This is a genomic window from Candidatus Symbiopectobacterium sp. NZEC135 (genome assembly GCF_025962695.1).
Window position 1 is genome coordinate 227328 of sequence record NZ_JAGFPF010000002.1, and the last position, 18870, is coordinate 246197.

Here is an 18870-nt window from a genome sequence, read left to right on the forward strand (position 1 = left end):
CTATGGACATTCAATTAGACCCGAAATCCACGCGACATCGCGTTGCCCAATGGACAGTCGGCCTGGCACTGGTGATTTTCGGCCTGTTGTGTCTGTGGCTTATCAACGTGGTCACCGCAGAAAAAGTCACACGAATACCGTTTACCCAGGTGACGTTGCACGTTGCCCAGCGCGGCACATTTACCGATACGCTGGTGACACGTGCGGTGGCTATCCCGAGTGAAAGCGTGATTATCGCCTCTGAACGCGGCGGAACGGTCATTGAAGTGCGCCAGAATGCATCCAACGATGTGAAAAAGGGCGATGTCATTGCCCGATTGTCGAACGACGACTTCGTTTTGCAGGTCACCTCGCGGATTGCCGATGTGACTGAACAGACCAACAACCTGCGCAACATGCGCAGATTACTCGAGAAGGATGATCTCGATACGCGTCTGTCACGGCAAGATTCACGTTTTCATCTGGAGAAAATCGATAAAGAAGCGGCGCGTAAAAAGACATTATACGAGCGCGGTATTCTGGAAAAAGCCACCTATGAACAGTTGCTGGATGAATTGGCGCATTGGAAAACACGCTACGCGATTTTAACCACGTATCAGGAACGGCAAGACCATATGCTACCGACAGAGCTTGCTGAAATCGCGGCGTCGGCCAAGCATCTGGATACCTTAACCCGGTTAATTGAGAGCGGTCTGGATAAGCTGGTTATTACTGCCCCGATTGACGGCATTCTGTCACCGCTAACGATCAAGATGGGCCAACAAATTAAACCCGGCGAAAAAGTTGCCAACGTAGACAACCCGCATACCTACTATTTTGAAGCCTCCTTCAGCGAATATTATCTGGATAAAATCCGGCCGCACGATCGTGTCACGGCACACTATGCGGGCATGGATATCCCACTGCTCATCACCTCCGTCTCTTCCGTGGTGGAAAACGGTAAGTTTCTTGCCAAATTAACACTCGCTCAGCCACAACAACTCTCGTTGAAACGCGGACAATCTCTCGATCTGCGCGTTTCACTTGGAATCCAACCGGATGCATTACTGATTCCCACCAAAGCGGTCTTTTTCGAAACCGATGAGTCGTGGGTATACCGCTACGATGAAAAACACCATCGCGCGGTTAAAACACCCGTGGTGATTAAACGTCAAGGGGAAACGCAATCGCAAGTACTGAGTGGGTTGTCTGCCGGGCAACAGGTTGTGGTGCTTACAGGCGGCAACGTTGAAAAATCCAACATTATCGAGTTTGAATAAGATGATACAACTGGAAAGCGCAGAAAAATTTTACACCACTCGAACCCTGAAAACGCTGGCGCTGCGTGACGTCAATCTTCATATCACGGCGGGGGAGTTTGTCTCCATTATGGGGCCATCGGGTTCGGGAAAAACCACGCTGCTCAACGTACTCGGCATGTTTGAAACGCTTGATGCCGGTCGATTGCAGCTGGCGCAGCACGACATTACACGGATGCACCACGGCCAAAAAATCGCGCTGCGCCGCCAACTGATCGGTTACATCTTTCAGTCATTCAATCTGATCGATTTTATGTCGGTCTATGAAAATATCGAGCTTCCGCTCAAGTACCGCAATGTCCCCAAATCTGAACGAAAAGCGCGCGTTAAACAAACCCTTGAGCAGTTTGGCTTATCAGGCAGAAGCGCGCACTACCCCGCCCAGCTGTCAGGCGGTCAGCAACAGCGGGTTGCCATCGCTCGCGCCATGATCTCACGACCAGCATTGATTTTGGCCGATGAACCAACGGGCAATCTGGACAGTAATAACAGCAAAACCGTATTGACGCAGCTAGCAGACATTAATCAGGCCGGTACCACCGTTGTCATGGTTACGCACTCCCCCGAGGCCTCAGCGTATGCCAAACGACACGTAATGATGAAGGACGGTTATCTCACATGACATAGTAAGGAGAGAAATCATGAATGGAATCATACCCATTGTTCAGATTGATACGGATATAACATCAGCACTTAGCACCAACGATCTCGAAAAAATCGCCACGCAAGACTACCGACAGATGAGCGCCTATCTGATTGGCAAAATTCCGGCACAAACGTTGCTCAGTACCGAAGAGCTACATACTTTCCACACCGAGCAACAGCAAGCCGTCACCGCCCAACCCGTGGCAGCCAAAAAGTTGGTGGTGGTATTGAAAGCCACTCGCCTGTGTAACTTACGTTGCACTTATTGCCATTCCTGGGCTGAGGGGCCAAACCAAACGATGCAGTTTGATATCTTGGTTCGCACTATCCGTAAAATATTAGCTATCCCCAACATTAAACGCTTTGAGTTCGTTTGGCACGGTGGTGAGGTGACGCTACTTAAGCCTCTTTTTTTTCAGAAGCTACTTTGGTTACAACAACAATTCAAACAACCAGAACAGCATATTACCAACTCAATGCAATCAAACGCGGTGAATATCTCGGATGAATGGTTAGCCTTTATGAAAGGGATCGGAATGCATGTTGGTATTAGTCTGGACGGCATTCCTGCCGTTCATGACTCACGTCGCGTCGATTACCGAGGTCGGGGAACAGCGCAACGCGTCGCTGAGGGACTCAAAAGGCTTAAACAACATTCCATCCCCTATGGGGCTCTCATCGTTGTTGACCGCCACGTCTATCAAACGGACCTCCGAGAAATGTTCGATTATTTCGGTAAGATAGGTCTCAATGACATCGAATTTCTCAACATTGTTCCTGATAATCGCATCCCTGCCGGAGGAACGGTCGACGGAAATTACATCACTTATGCCGAGTTTATCGCGTTTCTGAATCGGGCATTCATGCTGTGGTGGGACGAATATCGGGCTGTTTTACATATTCCACAATTCAGCGATTTTATTCGGGCCATCAACAACCCAGGCACTCGTCTGGCCGCCTGCTATTGGTCAGAAAACTGTTCCCAAGAGGTCATTACCCTTGAACCCAATGGAGACGTTTCACCGTGCGACAAATATGTAGGCGATGCGGGTAGTCATTACGGCTCGTTGATGAAAACGGATTTGGCAGAGCTATTGGCCTACTCGGCACATAACCAGGCGGCAAAGCGTGAGGAGCAGGAAGCCTTCGATAAAATGCGCCAGTGTCGTTGGTTTTCGCTCTGTCATGGGGGATGCCCGCACGATCGTGTGATCAATCGCCGACACGTGGCGGGTTATCAGGATAATTGCTGCGGTACGGGTAAACTGTTGGCGACCATCGAAGGCTGCCTGAAGAAAGAACATCGTGCTACCCCGACAACAGGGGATAACCCGCCCTCACAGTAGGGCTGTCTCCTCAGCGAATGGCGGAAGGCAAGCAGCCAAAACGGGAGCGAAAGCGTTCAGAAAAGCGCGCCCGAGATTGGTATCCGCAGGCCTCAGCGATACGCGGAATGCTCCAAGCGGTGGTTTGCAACAGCATCATGCCGTGGTGCATGCGGATATCGCTAAGCACCGTCTCAAAGCGTGAACTCTCTGCGGCAAGGCGTCGCCGTAGGGTGGCTTCACTCATCGCCAGCTCTCGACCGGCTTCGCGTGCGGTCCAGTGCCGATGCGGCTCGCGAGCCATCAGCGCTTGCAGACGCGCGACCGTGTCATTGTACCGTGGCGGGCGAAAGACATGACCACGCTCAGCCAACGCGCTCAGCAGTTCCAGTAGCCGGTAGGTGAGCCGCTCATCGCTCACGGGCCTGATCTCGACGCTTTCAATCAGATGCCATAACGTCGATGCCACATCGTCATCCAAAGGCATCACCTGAAAAGGCACGGCAGCGGAACGCTCACAGCCCTCTAAAAGAGAAGAGGCCGCCAAATGACTTTCCAACAGCGCGCTCGCGATTGTCATAAAAACCGAACGGAAACAGCGTTCAGCCCCTCCCGGGGTTTTCACGATATCGACACAGGAGCCTGCGTCGACCAGCACCAACGCAGGCCGTGCGGCATCGACCAAGATCTCATGTTCCGCGAACGCTAAACGCATCTGCCCCGAGACCACCAGTAACACGGTTGCCTCATGAAACTGGAAACGGGCGGTTTGTTGCGGTTGCCGCAGGCAAGGTTGAGCCAGTGCGCACAAACCCTGTCGCACCACGGGCGAGGACGAGGGCAACCGCCAGCACTCTCCTCCTTCGCCGTGCAACACCGGCACGGTCAACGCTTGCCCGACGTGGTTCACGCCACAGGCATCGCTGGATTCAAACTGTAAAGCCCGGTCAGGCTGGCTTTTGCCAATACCGGCGCTGTCGCCAGTGCCGCGCGCACGTTTGCCCCATCCAGCGGTCCGTTCACAGCCAACGCAGGAACCGCCAGCGCATAAACAGTGAAAATATAGTGATGCACTAGCGCATCATTCCACGGCGGGCACGGGCCGTCATAACCGTAATAATCGCCTTTCATTTGCTCATCCCCGGCAAACCAGGCCGTGTAATCATTAATACCGTGGCGGCCTTCACCGGGTGCGGCAGGCCCCGATTTTCCACGCGGCGTCACGCTATTCGAATGCGTACCTGCGGCAATCTCCGTCACGGTGGGCGGAACATCAAGCAGCAACCAGTGGAAAAAATCGACGCGCGGCAAGGATGCCGGCACCTCTCGACCTTCCTGATTCACATCATCACCTTTGCTCGGCACATCGGGATCGTGACACACAATCACGAAGGATTGCGTGCCCGGTGGAACATCGCGCCAGGCAAGATGCGGGTTGCGGTTCGATGACAGCGCAACGTGTGCAGTGCCGTCTGGCACGGCAAACGCAAATTCACCCGGAATCGCCTGACCATCCTGAAAGCTTTGACTGATGAGTTGCATGGAAAACCTCGTCCTGTGGAGTAATGAAATGCCGCCCCGGCCACGATACCGGTACGCAGTAAGATCATAATAGTGGATTTGGTTGCCCTCGAGGTGCCTTATCCAGTCAAGAGACTGCCGAAACCAATCAAAATGATTGGTTTCGGATTATTATTTAATAGATCGGTTTACTTCCCCCACGACTAACCGGGCGCAATGAGAAAAGGGCTGCGGCAACGATGAGCATCATCGGCTAATGAGCGCCCGTCTGAACGCGTTCCCGCTCCAATCGCTTCACCGCCCCCGCGCGCAGTGCATCCAGCTGTTCGAGAAGGCTTTTAGCATCCACCAGCGGGTTTACCTGACCAGGCTGACGCGTTTTGAGCCGCTCGCTCGCTTCAATCAACCCATTACTGAAGGGATGCGCAGTCAGGTGCACACTGATGGGGTGTTGAGCATCATTCACCATGCTTTTGATGCGATCGACGCTACTTATGTAAGCCTCAACCTGTTTCGGACCGTCAATCGCATTTAATCCCAAACCGCCAATGGTAATCGCGCGATAGGTGTTTTTACCTTCTTTCACGTCCATCACATAAGACGTGGTTCCCCATGTATGGCCCGGAGTGATGTAGGCGTAAAACGTCGTGTCGCCCATGGAAAGCGCTTCACCGTCTTTGACAATCACGTCATTCGGCGCAGGATCGGGCATTACCCATGCATTGGGTTTTCCCTGCGTTTTTTTTGCCTCCTCCTGCGCTTCTTTCCAGCCTTGCTCCGCCATCACAAAACGGGCGTTGGTTAACACCTTTTTCAGTGTGGCGACGCCCCCCACGTGATCGAAATGCCCGTGCGTCAACAGCACCATTTTGATATCCGCCGGGTCTACGCCAACGTGCTTGATATTCTCAATAAGTCGATCGGTAAATTCGCCATATAACGTATCAATGAGCACCGGCCCATCGCTGGTTTTGATAAGCCAGGCCGAGACCCAGCAAAGCCCCACATAGTAGACGTTATCAAACGCCTGATAGGGCTCAACCGTTTGTGCGTTGACATCATTCAGCCAACGCCCGAGTTCGGCAGGCATCTTGCCGCTATTCCCGAACTGGTCGAAATACGCGTTAATCGTTGATGAGGGGCCGCATCCGGTTAATGGAACAGAAGGCGTGCTATTCACTGGGGCCGCAGCGGCAGTGCCAGCAAGCAACATACAGAGGGCAGTAGCCGTCAGGCGTTTAATGTGCATTTTTCGTCTCTTTATTTAATGTTGTTGGGCAAACTGTAATTGCTCAAACAGAACGAATAAATACGGTAGACTGCAAAGCATTGTTGCACATTCCGTACATTAGGAGCGCCATGATGGATCGCTTTATTGCCATGCGCGTCTTTGTTGATGTGGTTGATCTGGGAAGCCTAACGGCCGCGGCGAACAAACTGGATATCTCTCGGGCCATGGCGACACGCTATATCGCCTCACTGGAAAAAGCGTTTGGCACGCGGCTCCTGCACCGTACCAGTCGCAGTTTGGGGCTGACGGGCACAGGCAACGAAATTCTGTCCTATTGTCGCCAGATTCTGGCGTTAAATGAGGATATTGGGGCCGTGATCGGCAGTAAACGTGCTGAACCGCACGGCCTCATCCGTGTAGCAAGCAGCCTCTCCTTTGGTCAATCCTATCTGGCAGAGGCAATGAGACGCTATGCGGCATTGCATCCTAACGTTTCCGTTGAAATGGTACTGAAAGACCAGTCGGTCAATTTGGTGGAACAACGGCTCGATCTTGCCATTCAGGTGGGCGATAAATTGGAGCCGGGCGTTATCTCACGGCAACTTTCCCGCTGTACGTCGATGGTATGTGCCGCACCCGATTACCTGGCACGCAGAGGGATTCCCCAGCGGCCAGAAGCGCTGAGTGAACATAACTGCTTAAACCACACCCGCTTTGGTAAAAGCTGGCATTTTCGCCACGCTTCGGCCAACGGCACAGAGACGACGTTTGATGAGATCGAGGTGAGTGGGAATTTTTCCGCCAATGACAGTATGGTGCTGCTGCATGCGGCATTGGCGGGCGACGGCATTGTCCATTTACCGACGTTCACAACGCAAGCCTATCTTCGTTCCGGTGCATTGGTACGTTTACTTGCCGACTACACGCTGCCCACGCTGGGTGTTTATGCGTTATACAGTTCGCGCAAATACCTACCGACGAACACACGGACCCTGTTGGACTTTTTAGTGGATGACATGTCGGAAAACCAGTGAGTGGAGGATCCGCCATAGCGGCGGCACGTGTATTCACGCAGGTTTTAGGCAGCAGTGACACTGTATACCTCAATGCCGGGTAAACCTCTTGTAAAGGATAACGAAGCGATCCACAGGGCGCCTTATAGGCAATATGAAGTACGAAAAAATAATGAAGAAAAACCGAAGATGAAAAATGAGAGATACAGAAGAAAACTTGGAGCGGGAAACGAGACTCGAACTCGCGACCCCGACCTTGGCAAGGTCGTGCTCTACCAACTGAGCTATTCCCGCTTAGGAAGGCCACACCAGCCAGCGCTGCTGTGAAAACCGATCGTGAAGCTGGTTACCTAAACTTTCACGTTGGAAAGTTTGGAGCGGGAAACGAGACTCGAACTCGCGACCCCGACCTTGGCAAGGTCGTGCTCTACCAACTGAGCTATTCCCGCAGGAATAACCATCTTCACTCGCACCACAAATTCTGCTGCGGTACGGGGTGCGAATTATACGAGAAATCGTTGCCTCCGCAAGCCCCTTACCGCGAAAAAATGACTGACTGCCGATAAAAACAGCAATTTCGCTCTCGGTCGGGCAAAAAACGCCCGTCGTGACTACAGACGGATAAAATGCTCGCGGTAATAGGCCAGTTCGGCCACAGAGTCACGAATATCGTCCATCGCCTGATGGGTACCCTGTTTTTTCAATCCAGCCATAATCTCGGGTTTCCAGCGACGCGCCAACTCTTTCAGCGTGCTGACATCCAGATAGCGGTAGTGAAAATAGGCTTCAAGCGCAGGCATATAACGAAACAGGAAACGGCGATCCTGACCAATGCTGTTGCCGCAAATCGGCGATTTCCCGGCAGGCACCCACTGCTGCAAAAAAGCAATGGTTTCTGCTTCCGCCGCGCGGTCATCATAGGCACTGGCTTTAACCCGTTCAATCAGGCCGCTGGCACCGTGGGTACGCACGTTCCAGTCATCCATCAGCGCTAGCTGGGCATCGGATTGGTGTACCGCGATCGTCGGCCCCTCGGCCAATACATTAAGATGGGCATCAGTCACCAGCGTCGCGATTTCAATAATGCGATCCTGCTCCGGGTCCAACCCCGTCATTTCCAAGTCGATCCAAATAAGATTGTTTTCGCTTACCTGACTATTTTCAACGGGCATACATTTACTTCCTTTTCCAACCATCCCCAGAGAAGCGGGAATAACAGGCATCAGTTAATTAAAATCAAATAGCGTGTATTATAGTCTCTTCAGCCATTGTGGGCGATAACCACAGTTCAAGCGAGGCTCAGTGAGCAAAAATAAACTGTCCAAAGGACAGCAACGTCGAGTTACAGCGAACCACCAACGTCGTCTTAAGCACAGAGAAAGCAAAATCGAGTGGGATGACAACCAGTTGGAAGAACCGCAAGAGGGCATCATTATCAGCCGTTTTGGTATGCATGCGGATGTGGAAGCCCAGAATGGCATTATCCACCGGTGTAATATTCGTCGTACCATCAAATCGCTGGTCACCGGCGATCGCGTGGTGTGGCGAGCCGGTAAAGAGACGCAGGCTGGCATCAGCGGTATCGTTGAGGCGGTGCACCCGCGCGAGTCAGTGCTGACACGCCCGGACTTTTACGACGGCGTTAAACCTATCGCCGCTAATATCGATCAGGTGGTGATCGTTTCCGCGATTTTGCCTGAGCTGTCACTGAACATCATTGACCGCTATCTGGTGGCCTGCGAAACCCTGGAGGTCGCGCCGCTGATCGTGCTGAACAAAATCGACCTGCTGGATGATGAAGGCCGCGCGTTTGTCGATGGGCTGATGAACATATACCGGGCACTGCACTATCCGGTCATCATGGTATCAGGCCACACGCAGCAAGGGATGGAGACGCTGGAGCACGCCTTAACGGACAGGATCAGCATTTTTGCTGGCCAATCCGGGGTGGGGAAATCCAGCCTGCTGAACGCATTGCTCTACCCTGACGCCGCCAAGATTCTGGTCAACGATGTGTCCGATGTGTCCGGTCTGGGCCAACACACTACCACGGCGGCCCGGCTGTATCACTTCCCGCACGGCGGCCATGTGATTGACTCCCCCGGCGTGCGCGAATTTGGCTTATGGCATCTGGAGCCGGAGCAGGTCACACAGGGTTTTATCGATTTCCGGCCCTACCTCGGCACCTGTAAATTCCGCGATTGCCGCCACGATAACGATCCCGGTTGTGCGCTGCGCGCTGCCGTGGAGCGCGGCGACATCGCCGAAGAACGTTTCGATAATTATCACCGTATTCTGGAGAGCATGGCGCAGGTAAAAACGCGTAAAACCTTCTCTGATTCTGATACGGACCGCTGACTTTTACCGCATCCATCGCTACAATGCGCCCCTTTTTAGATGGGCGCATAAAAACCTAAGGGGCTCACTGTGCTGGATAAACTGAAAATCGCCTTACAATACTGGCTACCGAAAATCGCACTGACGCGGTTAGCAGGCTGGGGTGCAGACAAGCAGGCCGGCAGGCTAACCAAAGGGGTTATCGATCTTTTCGTTCGCTACTACAACGTGAACATGCAGGAAGCGCAACACCCGGATACCGCTGCCTATCGGACGTTCAATGACTTTTTCGTGCGTCCGCTGCGCCCAGACGTGCGCCCGATTGATCCGCACGCACACCGCGTAGTGCAACCGGCTGATGGCGTGCTATCGCAAATGGGCCCCATTGTCGACGGCAAGTTGATTCAGGCCAAAGGCCATGACTACTCGCTGGAAGCGCTGCTGGCAGGCAACTATGTGATGGCTGACCTTTTTCGTGATGGCCTGTTCGCCACCACTTACCTCTCGCCGCGCGATTATCACCGTGTGCATATGCCGTGCGACGGCGTACTGCGTGAAATGATCTACGTACCGGGCGAGCTGTTTTCCGTCAATCTGTTTACCGCGGACAACGTACCCAATCTTTTTGCCCGCAACGAGCGCGTTATCTGCCTGTTCGATACCGATTTTGGCCCGATGGTACAAATTCTGGTGGGTGCAACCATTGTCGGCAGCATCGAGACCGTCTGGTCTGGCACCGTGACGCCGCCGCGTGAAGGCATCATCAAGCGTTGGACCTACCCGGCTCAGGGTGAGCAAGGTGCCATCGCCCTACAAAAAGGCGAAGAGATGGGCCGTTTCAAACTGGGCTCTACGGTCATCAACCTGTTTGCACCCAACACGCTTCAGTTTGCCGCGCACCTAAATCCGCTGAGCGTTACCCGTGTGGGCGAACCCTTTGCCGAAGCAAAAATGGTGGATTCCACAGAAGAAGCACCCGTTGCCGCAGAATCCGTGCCGGATGCGACGGATCATGGCGATGACGTAACGCACCACACGCCTTAAGCAACCTATATGCCAGCGAACCTGCGTGAGAGAGGGAGAACCATCGTGCGTCAACTCGTGATTTTCTTTGCTGCTGTTCTGCTCTCTGTCACCGCGCTGGCGGCACCTGTGCCTAACGAAGCATTGGTACGCCAGCAGTTGGAACAGGCTGAAGCCAATAAAAATACCCCCGATCAGGCCGATATCGTCGAACAGTTTCGACTTGCGTTAAACATCTTGCAGGAACGCAAAGAGTCGCTGGCACGCACCGAGCAATATCAACACGTTATTGACGATTTCCCCAAACTGACGCAGGAATTACGCCGTCTGCTGGCGGCGGAAGAAAATAAAAACACCGCCATTAGCGACAAGCTATCGGTTGTCGATCTGGAGCAAAAAGTGGTGCAAACCAGCAGCCAACTGCTGGATCAATCGCGCCAACTGCAACAGGAACGAGAACGACTGCGTGAAGTGATCGATTCTCTGGCTCAACTGCCGCAGCAGCAAACCGAAGCCAGTCGGGTATTAAACGAAATTGATCGTCAAATCCAATCGTTAGGCAATCCGGTCACACCGCTGGTCCAGGCGCAGTTAGTGCTCTTGCAAGCCCAGCAGGCGCTGCGCCAAAGCCGGGTTGACGAACTGGAACTGGCCCAGCTTTCCGCCAGTAATCGCCAGGAACTCTCCCGCTTACGCGTGGAACTCTATCAGTTGCGCCACGACAGGCTGGATGAACAACTGCAAGCATTACGTTCCAGCATCAATAATTTACGCCAGCGTGAAGCGGAGAAAGTGCTCGAACGCACCGAGCAGTTAGTGGAACGCGGTGACGATTTACCCGCCGTCATCAGCGAACAGCTACAGCTTAACCGTGAGCTGTCTCAAGAGCTGAATCAGCAGGCCCAACATCTCGATTTAATTGCCTCACAGCAGCGTCAGGCAACCACCCAAACCCAGCAAGTGCGACAAGCACTCAGCACCTTACGTGAGCAGGCGCAGTGGATTGGGGCATCGACCGTACTGGGTGAAGCACTGCGGGCACAGGTGGCACGCCTGCCGGACATGCCGCAACCGCAACGGCTAGACACCGACATGGCCCAGTTGCGCGTACAACGGTTACGCTATGAAAACCTGCTCAGTGCTGCCCGCACTTCAGAGCGCCCAAGACAAGAGAACTGCACGCCCAACAGTAACAGTCAGCAATGCGTGCTTGGCGATCAGATTCGTACCCAGCGTGACTTACTCACATCGCTGATTTCCGGCACCGATGCGCAGATCCTTGAACTGACCAAGCTCAAAGTGGCGACCAGCCAACTGGAAGAAGCGCTGCTGGAAATCCGCGAGGCGGTTCATCGCTATCTGTTCTGGGTTGCCGATGTGAACCCCATTTCCTTCGCCTTCCCGGTACAGGTGGTGCAGGCGCTTTACCATTTACTCTCGCTGGACACCTTTACTCAGCTCAGCAGCGCCGTCATTATGGTGGTGACCAGTCGGGAAACCGCGTTCCCGCTGATGGGCGCGCTGATTTTGGTCGGCTTCGGCATCAGTTCGCGCCGTCACTACAACGCCTTTTTAGAGCGCGCCAGCAGCCGTATCGGCAAAGTCACCCTCGATCATTTTTCGCTGACGCTACGCACGCTGTTCTATTCGCTACTGATTGCGCTTCCGCTGCCCGTGCTATGGGCCGCATTGGGGTACGGCTTGCAAAACGCCTGGCCCTACCCCATCGCCGTTGCGATTGGTGACAGCGTGACCGCCACCGTCCCGTTGATGTGGCTGGTGATGGTCAGCGCCGCCTTCGCCCATTCGAATGGGCTGTTTATTGCCCACTTACGCTGGTCACCCGAGCGCGTCGCGCGCGCCATGCGCTACTACCGATTGTCGATCGCTTTTATTGTTCCGCTGATCATGGCGATCATCACGTTTGAAAACCTCAACGAACGCGAGTTTTCCAGCACGCTGGGGCGACTGTGCTTTATTTTGCTGTGTCTGGCGTTGAGTCTGGTGACTACCAGCCTGAAACGGGCCGGAATTCCGCTCTACCTGAACAAGGAAGGCTCCGGGGAAAACACCATCAACCGTGCGCTGTGGAACCTGATGATCAGTGCGCCCCTGATTGCGGCGCTGGCATCGGGCGTTGGCTATCTGGCCACGTCGAAAGCTTTGCTGGCACGCCTGGAAACCTCGGTCGCCATCTGGTTCTTCCTGCTGGTGGTGTACCACGTGATACGGCGCTGGATGCTGATCCAACGCCGACGCATCGCGTTTGACAGGGCCAAGCAACGGCGCGCCGAAATATTGGCGCAGCGCGCACGCGGTGAAGAAGAGTCGGGGGTCTTAGTGGAAACCACCTCAGACACCATCGAAGAGCCGGTGGTCGATCTGGATACCATCAGCGCCAAATCGCTGCAACTGGTGCGATCCATTCTGACACTGATCGCGCTGGTGTCAGTGATTGTCCTGTGGTCAGAAATCCACTCCGCGTTTAGCTTTTTAGAAAACATTAATCTGTGGGAAGTCACCAGTACGGTGAAAGGGGTCGATAAGGTACAGCCAATCACCCTCGGGGCGGTGCTGATCTCGATTCTGATTTTCAGCATCACCACGCAGGTGGTGCGCAACCTGCCCGCGCTGCTTGAGCTGGCATTGCTTCAGCACCTCGATCTCTCCCCCGGTTCTGGCTATGCCATTATCACCGTCAGCAAATACATGCTGATGCTGATTGGCTGCCTGGTGGGGTTCTCGTTTATCGGGATTGAGTGGTCACAACTCCAGTGGCTGGTTGCGGCCCTGACCGTAGGCCTTGGCTTTGGTTTGCAGGAGATCTTCGCCAACTTCATCTCCGGCCTGATCATTTTGTTTGAAAAACCGATCCGCATTGGCGACACCGTGACCATTCGCGATCTCACCGGCAGCATTATGCGCATCAATACCCGGGCCACCACGATCACCGATTGGGACAGAAAAGAGATCATCGTGCCCAACAAAGCCTTTATCACCGAACAGTTTATCAACTGGTCGCTGTCAGATTCGGTCACGCGCGTGGTGCTGACCATTCCAGCGCCGGTCGATGCCGATAGCCAAAAAGTGACCGCACTGCTGCTCAATGCGGTGAAACGCTGCCCGCTGGTATTGGAAAACCCGCCGCCAGAAGCCTTTCTGGTGGATTTACGTCAGGGTATCCAGATTTTCGAATTGCGTATCTTTGCCGCAGAAATGGGACACCGCATGCCGCTGCGTCATGAGATTCACCAGTTGATTCTGGAAGCCTACCGCGAGAACAACATGGAGATGCCGTTCCCGCCGTTCCAGGTGCAGATGAGTTCCGTACGGATTGATGGACGCAGCCCGAGTTCAGCCAACCGGCCGGAAGGTGGGTTGTAACAGGCAGATTGCTTCGGAGAGAACCAAACGCGCGGTACCTTCCTCCGCTCACGCGGAGGAACGGCGATTTGATGATTACGAACGCCCGACGGTGAAGGCCATCACCTCACCAATGGTTTCCGCTTTTAACGCCAGCATAATCAAACGATCCACCCCTAACGCGACGCCAGAACAGGCAGGCATGCCCTGCTTCAACGCCGCCAGCAGATATTCATCAATCGGTTGCTGAGAAAGCCCGTTAGCCGCACGTTTGCGGTTATCCTGCTCAAAACGTTGGCGCTGCTCATCGCTGTCCGTCAATTCGCGAAAACCGTTTGCCAGCTCGATACCTTTGAAATAGGCCTCGAAGCGCTCCGCCACTCGGTGATCTTCTGAGCTGATTTCCGCCAGCGAAGCCTGTGACGCCGGGAAGTGATACACAAAGGCCGGTTTGTCGTGCCCAATGTGCGGTTCCACGCCGAAGGTGAACAGCATTTGCAACAGCGTGTCGCGATCCTCTTCCCGGCTGGCGAGATCGCCCATGCCGAGCTTATCCGCCGCTTCTCGCAGTTGCGCTTTGTCCGCAGAAAGCGGGTCCACGTCAAGATGGCGCTGAAAAGCCTGCTGATACGAGAGGCGTTCTGCGCTTTCACACTCCAGTACTTGCTGTAATAAATCGTCCACTTCGTCCATCAAGCGATACATATCGTAGTGGGGGCGATACCACTCGAGCATGGTGAACTCGGGGTTGTGGTATCGTCCAGACTCTTCATTACGGAAACTACGGCACAGTTGAAAGACGGGTCCGCTGCCTGCGGCGAGCAAGCGCTTCATATGGTATTCAGGGCTGGTCATCAGGTAGAGCGTCATCCCTTCGGATACGCCAGGCCCGACAAAACGCGTCTGGAACGGGACCATATGTACATCCGTCACCGTTGCCTGACTCATGGACGGTGTTTCTACTTCCAATACGCCGCGATCGGAGAAAAATCGCCGAATTTCAGAAACGATGGCTGCACGCTTCAATAAATTTTCAATAGTGGCGGTGGGCTGCCAGAGTGCGCCTTCGCACATGTTTCTTTACTCCTAACGCAAACAGGGGATGCAGTCTACCCGCATATTCGCCTGCAAACAATTCAACTCCGCCACAATCACGCACTGTCTCTCCGCCGCTTCTCGTGTACGGGTTTATCCCCTTGCGCAGGCCCTTTTATGTCGATATCCAGAACATTATGTGCAATTACCGTGAGCCAGTTCCTTATTAAAGAAATAAAAGTGTTATTTATCCGACAATAGCGTTAACCATCATGCTGTTATTGCCAAAATCAAAACCCAATAAAAAAAACAAAATGCTGGATCACATCAAATTTCACCTACTCATAATTCGGTATAATCATTTCCACACAAAAAATATAGGTTTAGCTATTCTTAATATGTGTCCACGAATTGCTTTAAATATCGATGAATTACAGAAAGCGTTCGGTGGGAAATAGAGATTAACGAATCGAATATATTATTTTTAATTTAACTTAATTAACTTTAGTAACTGGAGGAGTGCAGTGCAAACCTTTAATGCCGATTTGGCCATTATCGGGGCCGGGGGCGCTGGTTTACGTGCGGCAATCGCTGCCGCTGAAGCTAATCCCCAACTGAAAATTGCGCTGATATCAAAAGTCTACCCAATGCGTAGCCACACCGTGGCCGCCGAGGGTGGTTCAGCCGCAGTCACTCAGGATCACGATAGTTTTGATTTTCACTTCCACGACACCGTTGCCGGTGGCGATTGGCTCTGCGAGCAAGATGTCGTTGAACATTTTGTTCATCAATGTCCACAGGAGATGATCCAGCTAGAACAATGGGGTTGCCCTTGGAGCCGTAAACCCGACGGTTCCGTCAACGTTCGTCGTTTTGGCGGTATGAAAATTGAGCGCACCTGGTTTGCCGCGGATAAAACCGGCTTCCACATGCTGCATACCCTGTTCCAGACCTCACTGAAATACCCGCAAATCCAACGCTTTGATGAGCACTTTGTGTTGGATATTCTGGTTGATGACGGTCAGGCGCGTGGTCTTGTCGCCATCAATATGATGGAAGGCTCGTTGGTGCAAATCCGCGCTAACGCGGTGGTGCTGGCGACCGGCGGTGCGGGTCGCGTTTACCGCTACAACACCAACGGCGGCATCGTCACCGGTGATGGCATGGGCATGGCGTTCCGCCACGGTGTGGCGCTGCGCGATATGGAATTCGTGCAATATCACCCGACCGGCCTGCCGGGTTCCGGTATCCTGATGACCGAAGGCTGCCGTGGTGAAGGCGGTATCATGGTCAACAAAGACGGCTACCGCTATCTGCAAGATTACGGCATGGGACCCGAAACGCCGCTCGGCGAGCCGAAAAACAAATACATGGAGCTGGGTCCGCGCGACAAAGTATCGCAAGCCTTCTGGCACGAATGGCGTGCAGGCCGCACGGTGTCCACCCCGTTGGGCGATGTGGTCTACCTCGACCTGCGTCACCTGGGCGAGAAAAAGCTGAAAGAGCGTCTGCCGTTTATCTGCGAACTGGCAAAAGCCTACGTTGGCGTCGATCCAGTGAAAGAGCCGATTCCTATTCGTCCGACGGCGCACTACACCATGGGCGGCATCGAAACCAATCAGGATTGCGAAACCACCATTAAAGGGCTGTTTGCCGCGGGCGAATGTTCCTCGGTGGGCTTGCACGGTGCTAACCGCCTTGGTTCCAACTCACTGGCAGAACTGGTGGTGTTTGGTCGTATGGCCGGGGAAAATGCAGTGCGCCGTGCGCAAGAAGCCGCTCCCGCCAACGGCAGCGCGCTGGATGCGCAAACACGCGATATCGAGCAGCGTCTGCATGACCTGATGAATCAGGAAGGCACGGAAAGCTGGGCGAAAATCCGCGATGAAATGGGCATGTCGATGGAAGAAGGTTGCGGTATTTACCGTACCACCGACCTGATGCAGAAAACCGTGGATAAACTCGCTGAGCTGAAAGAACGCTTCAAGCGCGTGAAAATTCACGACCATTCCAGCGTGTTCAACACCGACCTGCTTTACAACATCGAGCTGGGCCACAGCCTGGATGTCGCTGAATGTATGGCACACTCTGCCATCAACCGTAAAGAATCACGCGGCGCACACCAGCGTCTGGATGAAGGTTGCACTGAGCGTGATGACGTTAATTTCCTGAAGCATACGCTGGCGTATTACAACCCGAACGGCGCGCCGCGTCTGGCCTATGGCGACGTGAAGATCACCACGCTGCCACCGGCAAAACGCGTGTACGGTGCCGAAGCGGAAGCCCAGGAAAAGAGCAAGAAGGAGCAAGCGAATGGCTGAGTTAGCTACCCTGAAAATGGAAGTCATGCGCTATAACCCGGAAACCGACAAGGCACCGCACGTCGAGACGTTCGAGGTGCCTTACAGCCGGGAAACGTCCCTGCTGGACGCGCTGGGTTACATCAAAGATAACCTGGCACCGGACCTCTCTTACCGTTGGTCCTGCCGTATGGCTATCTGTGGCTCCTGCGGCATGATGGTGAATAACGTGCCGAAGCTGGCGTGCAAAACCTTTTTGCGCGAGTACGCCACCAGCGGCATGAAGGTGGAAGCGCTGGGCAACTTCCCGATTGAACGCGATCTGGTGGTCGACATGACCCACTTTATCGAGAGTCTGGAAGCCATCAAGCCTTACATCATCGGCAGCAACAAAACACCGGCTGACGGCGCTAACAAGCAGACCCCGGCACAGATGGCGAAATATCATCAGTTCTCCGGCTGCATCAACTGTGGCCTGTGCTACGCCGCGTGCCCGCAGTTTGGGCTTAATCCTGAGTTTATCGGCCCGGCAGCCATCACGCTGGCACACCGTTACAACCTGGATAACCGCGACCACGGCAAGAAAGAGCGTATGCCGCAACTGAACGGTAAAAACGGTGTCTGGAGTTGTACCTTTGTCGGTTACTGCTCAGAAGTATGTCCGAAGCATGTCGATCCTGCCGCTGCCATTCAGCAAGGTAAGGTCGAAAGCGCCAAGGACTTCATGATCGCTATGCTGAAACCGCAATGAGGGAGGCAACAATGACAACCAAGCGTAAAGCATACGTTCGCAGCATGCCTGCAAGCTGGTGGCAACGGCTCGGGTTCTATCGCTTTTACATGCTGCGCGAAATGACCGCTGCCCCCGCAGTATGGTTCAGCATTGTGCTGATCTATGGCGTGTTTTCATTGAAACACGGCGCAGAAGGCTGGGCCGGATTTGTTGGCTTCCTGCAAAACCCGCTGGTGCTGCTGATCAACATCCTCGCACTGGTGGCGGCGGCTATTCATACCAAATCCTGGTTTGAACTGGCGCCCAAGGCCAGCATCATCATCGTAAAAGATGAAAAAATGGGGCCAGAGCCGGTTATCAAAGGGCTGTGGGCTGTAACCGTCATCGTCACGCTGGCTATTCTCGCCATCGCGTTACTATTCTGATTGGAGGGGAACAACGTGATTAATCCAACGCCAAAACGTTCCGATGAGCCTCCCTTCTGGGGACTGTTCGGTGCCGGTGGGATGTGGACCGCCATTTTCTCGCCGGTGATTATCCTGCTGGTCGGGGTGCTGCTGCCGCTGGGGATGTTCCCCGATGCACTGAGCTATGAGCGCATCGCCGCTTTCTCCCATAGCCTTATCGGGCGGCTGTTTCTGCTGCTGATGATCATTCTGCCTATCTGGTGTGGTTTGCACCGTCTGCATCACCTGATGCATGACCTGAAAATCCACGTTCCGGCAGGGAAATGGGTGTTCTACGGTCTGGCTGCCATCCTGAGTGTGGTCACCGTGATCGGTGTCGTCACTCTGTAACACGCCATCCGCTGTCACTGCTACGGCCCGCATTGCGGGCCGTTTTTTATTCTGGTGTAGCAACCCGCGCAATATTCAGGCCGTTTACTACTGCGCACTGCGTTGAATGGCTTTCCCACCCGCTTCGACATCCTGCCCAATACCTCGGGTGGTATTACACGCTGTCAACGCAGAGAGCATCAGCAATGAGGCAAGAATAAGCACGCTTTTCTTGAACATGGTTATTTTCCTTCTCAAGGGAGAGGTAAA

Annotated in this window: 17 protein-coding genes and 2 tRNA genes; 11 read left to right on the plus strand and 8 right to left on the minus strand. The window is 53.8% G+C overall.

Translation table 11 applies throughout. From position 1 onward, the window contains the following. Window positions 1-2 precede the first annotated feature (2 nt). Genes darC through darE form a run of 3 tightly spaced genes read left to right on the plus strand, consistent with a single transcriptional unit; the run spans window position 3 to window position 3289 of the window. Complete coding sequence (gene darC, locus J5224_RS02505; RefSeq protein WP_264623849.1) at window positions 3-1259, plus strand: darobactin export ABC transporter periplasmic adaptor subunit; 1257 nt, start codon at window positions 3-5, stop codon at window positions 1257-1259. A 1-nt stretch (window position 1260) separates the two neighbouring features. Then, window positions 1261-1920 carry an ATP-binding cassette domain-containing protein gene (locus J5224_RS02510; RefSeq protein ID WP_264623850.1) on the plus strand — a complete coding sequence of 220 codons (660 nt, stop codon included), beginning with the start codon at window positions 1261-1263 and terminating at the stop codon, window positions 1918-1920. A 19-nt stretch (window positions 1921-1939) separates the two neighbouring features. Continuing rightward, window positions 1940-3289 (plus strand): darobactin maturation radical SAM/SPASM protein DarE, encoded by a 1350-nt coding sequence (gene darE, locus J5224_RS02515; RefSeq protein ID WP_264623851.1) that lies wholly within the window; start codon window positions 1940-1942, stop codon window positions 3287-3289. A 10-nt stretch (window positions 3290-3299) separates the two neighbouring features. Here the strand turns inward: darE and J5224_RS02520 are convergent, their stop codons facing one another. From J5224_RS02520 to blaCAR, 3 genes are all read right to left on the minus strand, one after another. Beyond that, on the minus strand, window positions 3300-4178 hold the full coding sequence (locus J5224_RS02520; RefSeq protein WP_264623852.1) for a helix-turn-helix transcriptional regulator: 879 nt from the start codon (window positions 4176-4178) through the stop codon (window positions 3300-3302). Continuing rightward, the gene (locus J5224_RS02525; RefSeq protein WP_264623853.1) at window positions 4175-4810 is read right to left on the minus strand and encodes a YbhB/YbcL family Raf kinase inhibitor-like protein; all 636 of its coding nucleotides are present in this window, start codon (window positions 4808-4810) and stop codon (window positions 4175-4177) included. Before J5224_RS02525 ends, J5224_RS02520 begins: the two co-directional genes overlap by 4 nt. Before the next feature lie 232 nt (window positions 4811-5042). Further along, window positions 5043-6038 (minus strand): CAR family subclass B3 metallo-beta-lactamase, encoded by a 996-nt coding sequence (blaCAR, locus tag J5224_RS02530; protein WP_264623854.1) that lies wholly within the window; start codon window positions 6036-6038, stop codon window positions 5043-5045. Between the two features lie 110 nt (window positions 6039-6148). On the opposite strand from blaCAR, the gene J5224_RS02535 reads away from it, so the two are divergent. Beyond that, the gene (locus J5224_RS02535; RefSeq protein WP_264623855.1) at window positions 6149-7054 is read left to right on the plus strand and encodes a LysR family transcriptional regulator; all 906 of its coding nucleotides are present in this window, start codon (window positions 6149-6151) and stop codon (window positions 7052-7054) included. 197 nt (window positions 7055-7251) lie between these two features. Here J5224_RS02535 and J5224_RS02540 read toward each other — a convergent pair. The 3 genes from J5224_RS02540 to orn form a co-directional block, all read right to left on the minus strand. After that, window positions 7252-7327: transfer RNA gene (locus J5224_RS02540), tRNA-Gly, on the minus strand. A 79-nt stretch (window positions 7328-7406) separates the two neighbouring features. Next, window positions 7407-7482, minus strand: a tRNA-Gly gene (locus J5224_RS02545). A 162-nt stretch (window positions 7483-7644) separates the two neighbouring features. After that, window positions 7645-8205 (minus strand): oligoribonuclease, encoded by a 561-nt coding sequence (orn, locus tag J5224_RS02550; RefSeq protein ID WP_264623856.1) that lies wholly within the window; start codon window positions 8203-8205, stop codon window positions 7645-7647. A 130-nt stretch (window positions 8206-8335) separates the two neighbouring features. Here orn and rsgA point away from each other — a divergent pair, with 130 nt between their 5' ends. The 3 genes from rsgA to mscM all read left to right on the plus strand — a co-directional run bounded on the left by rsgA (window position 8336) and on the right by mscM (window position 13777). Continuing rightward, a complete protein-coding gene (gene rsgA / locus J5224_RS02555; RefSeq protein WP_264623857.1) occupies window positions 8336-9391 on the plus strand; it encodes a small ribosomal subunit biogenesis GTPase RsgA in 1056 nt (351 codons plus the stop codon). Between the two features lie 69 nt (window positions 9392-9460). After that, window positions 9461-10414, plus strand: a complete 954-nt coding sequence (gene asd / locus J5224_RS02560) for an archaetidylserine decarboxylase (protein WP_264623858.1) — start codon at window positions 9461-9463, stop codon at window positions 10412-10414. 45 nt (window positions 10415-10459) lie between these two features. Further along, window positions 10460-13777: a miniconductance mechanosensitive channel MscM gene (gene mscM, locus J5224_RS02565; RefSeq protein ID WP_264623859.1), complete on the plus strand. Its 3318-nt coding sequence runs from the start codon at window positions 10460-10462 to the stop codon at window positions 13775-13777. 75 nt (window positions 13778-13852) lie between these two features. Here the strand turns inward: mscM and epmA are convergent, their stop codons facing one another. Next, window positions 13853-14830, minus strand: a complete 978-nt coding sequence (epmA, locus tag J5224_RS02570; RefSeq protein WP_264623860.1) for an elongation factor P--(R)-beta-lysine ligase — start codon at window positions 14828-14830, stop codon at window positions 13853-13855. 485 nt (window positions 14831-15315) lie between these two features. Between epmA and frdA the strand changes: the two genes are divergently transcribed. From frdA to frdD, 4 genes are read left to right on the plus strand one after another with little or no spacing between them, the layout of a single operon-like run. Next, window positions 15316-17112 (plus strand): fumarate reductase (quinol) flavoprotein subunit, encoded by a 1797-nt coding sequence (gene frdA / locus J5224_RS02575; RefSeq protein WP_264623861.1) that lies wholly within the window; start codon window positions 15316-15318, stop codon window positions 17110-17112. Next, window positions 17105-17842 carry a succinate dehydrogenase/fumarate reductase iron-sulfur subunit gene (locus tag J5224_RS02580; RefSeq protein ID WP_264623862.1) on the plus strand — a complete coding sequence of 246 codons (738 nt, stop codon included), beginning with the start codon at window positions 17105-17107 and terminating at the stop codon, window positions 17840-17842. Before frdA ends, J5224_RS02580 begins: the two co-directional genes overlap by 8 nt. 11 nt (window positions 17843-17853) lie before the next feature. Continuing rightward, window positions 17854-18249, plus strand: a complete 396-nt coding sequence (frdC, locus tag J5224_RS02585) for a fumarate reductase subunit FrdC (protein WP_264623863.1) — start codon at window positions 17854-17856, stop codon at window positions 18247-18249. Between the two features lie 15 nt (window positions 18250-18264). Continuing rightward, window positions 18265-18621, plus strand: coding sequence for a fumarate reductase subunit FrdD (frdD, locus tag J5224_RS02590; protein ID WP_222159798.1), 357 nt, complete (start codon window positions 18265-18267; stop codon window positions 18619-18621). Between the two features lie 87 nt (window positions 18622-18708). Here frdD and J5224_RS02595 read toward each other — a convergent pair whose 3' ends face one another. Beyond that, window positions 18709-18840, minus strand: a complete 132-nt coding sequence (locus tag J5224_RS02595; RefSeq protein WP_195316105.1) for an entericidin A/B family lipoprotein — start codon at window positions 18838-18840, stop codon at window positions 18709-18711. Window positions 18841-18870: the final 30 nt, after the last annotated feature.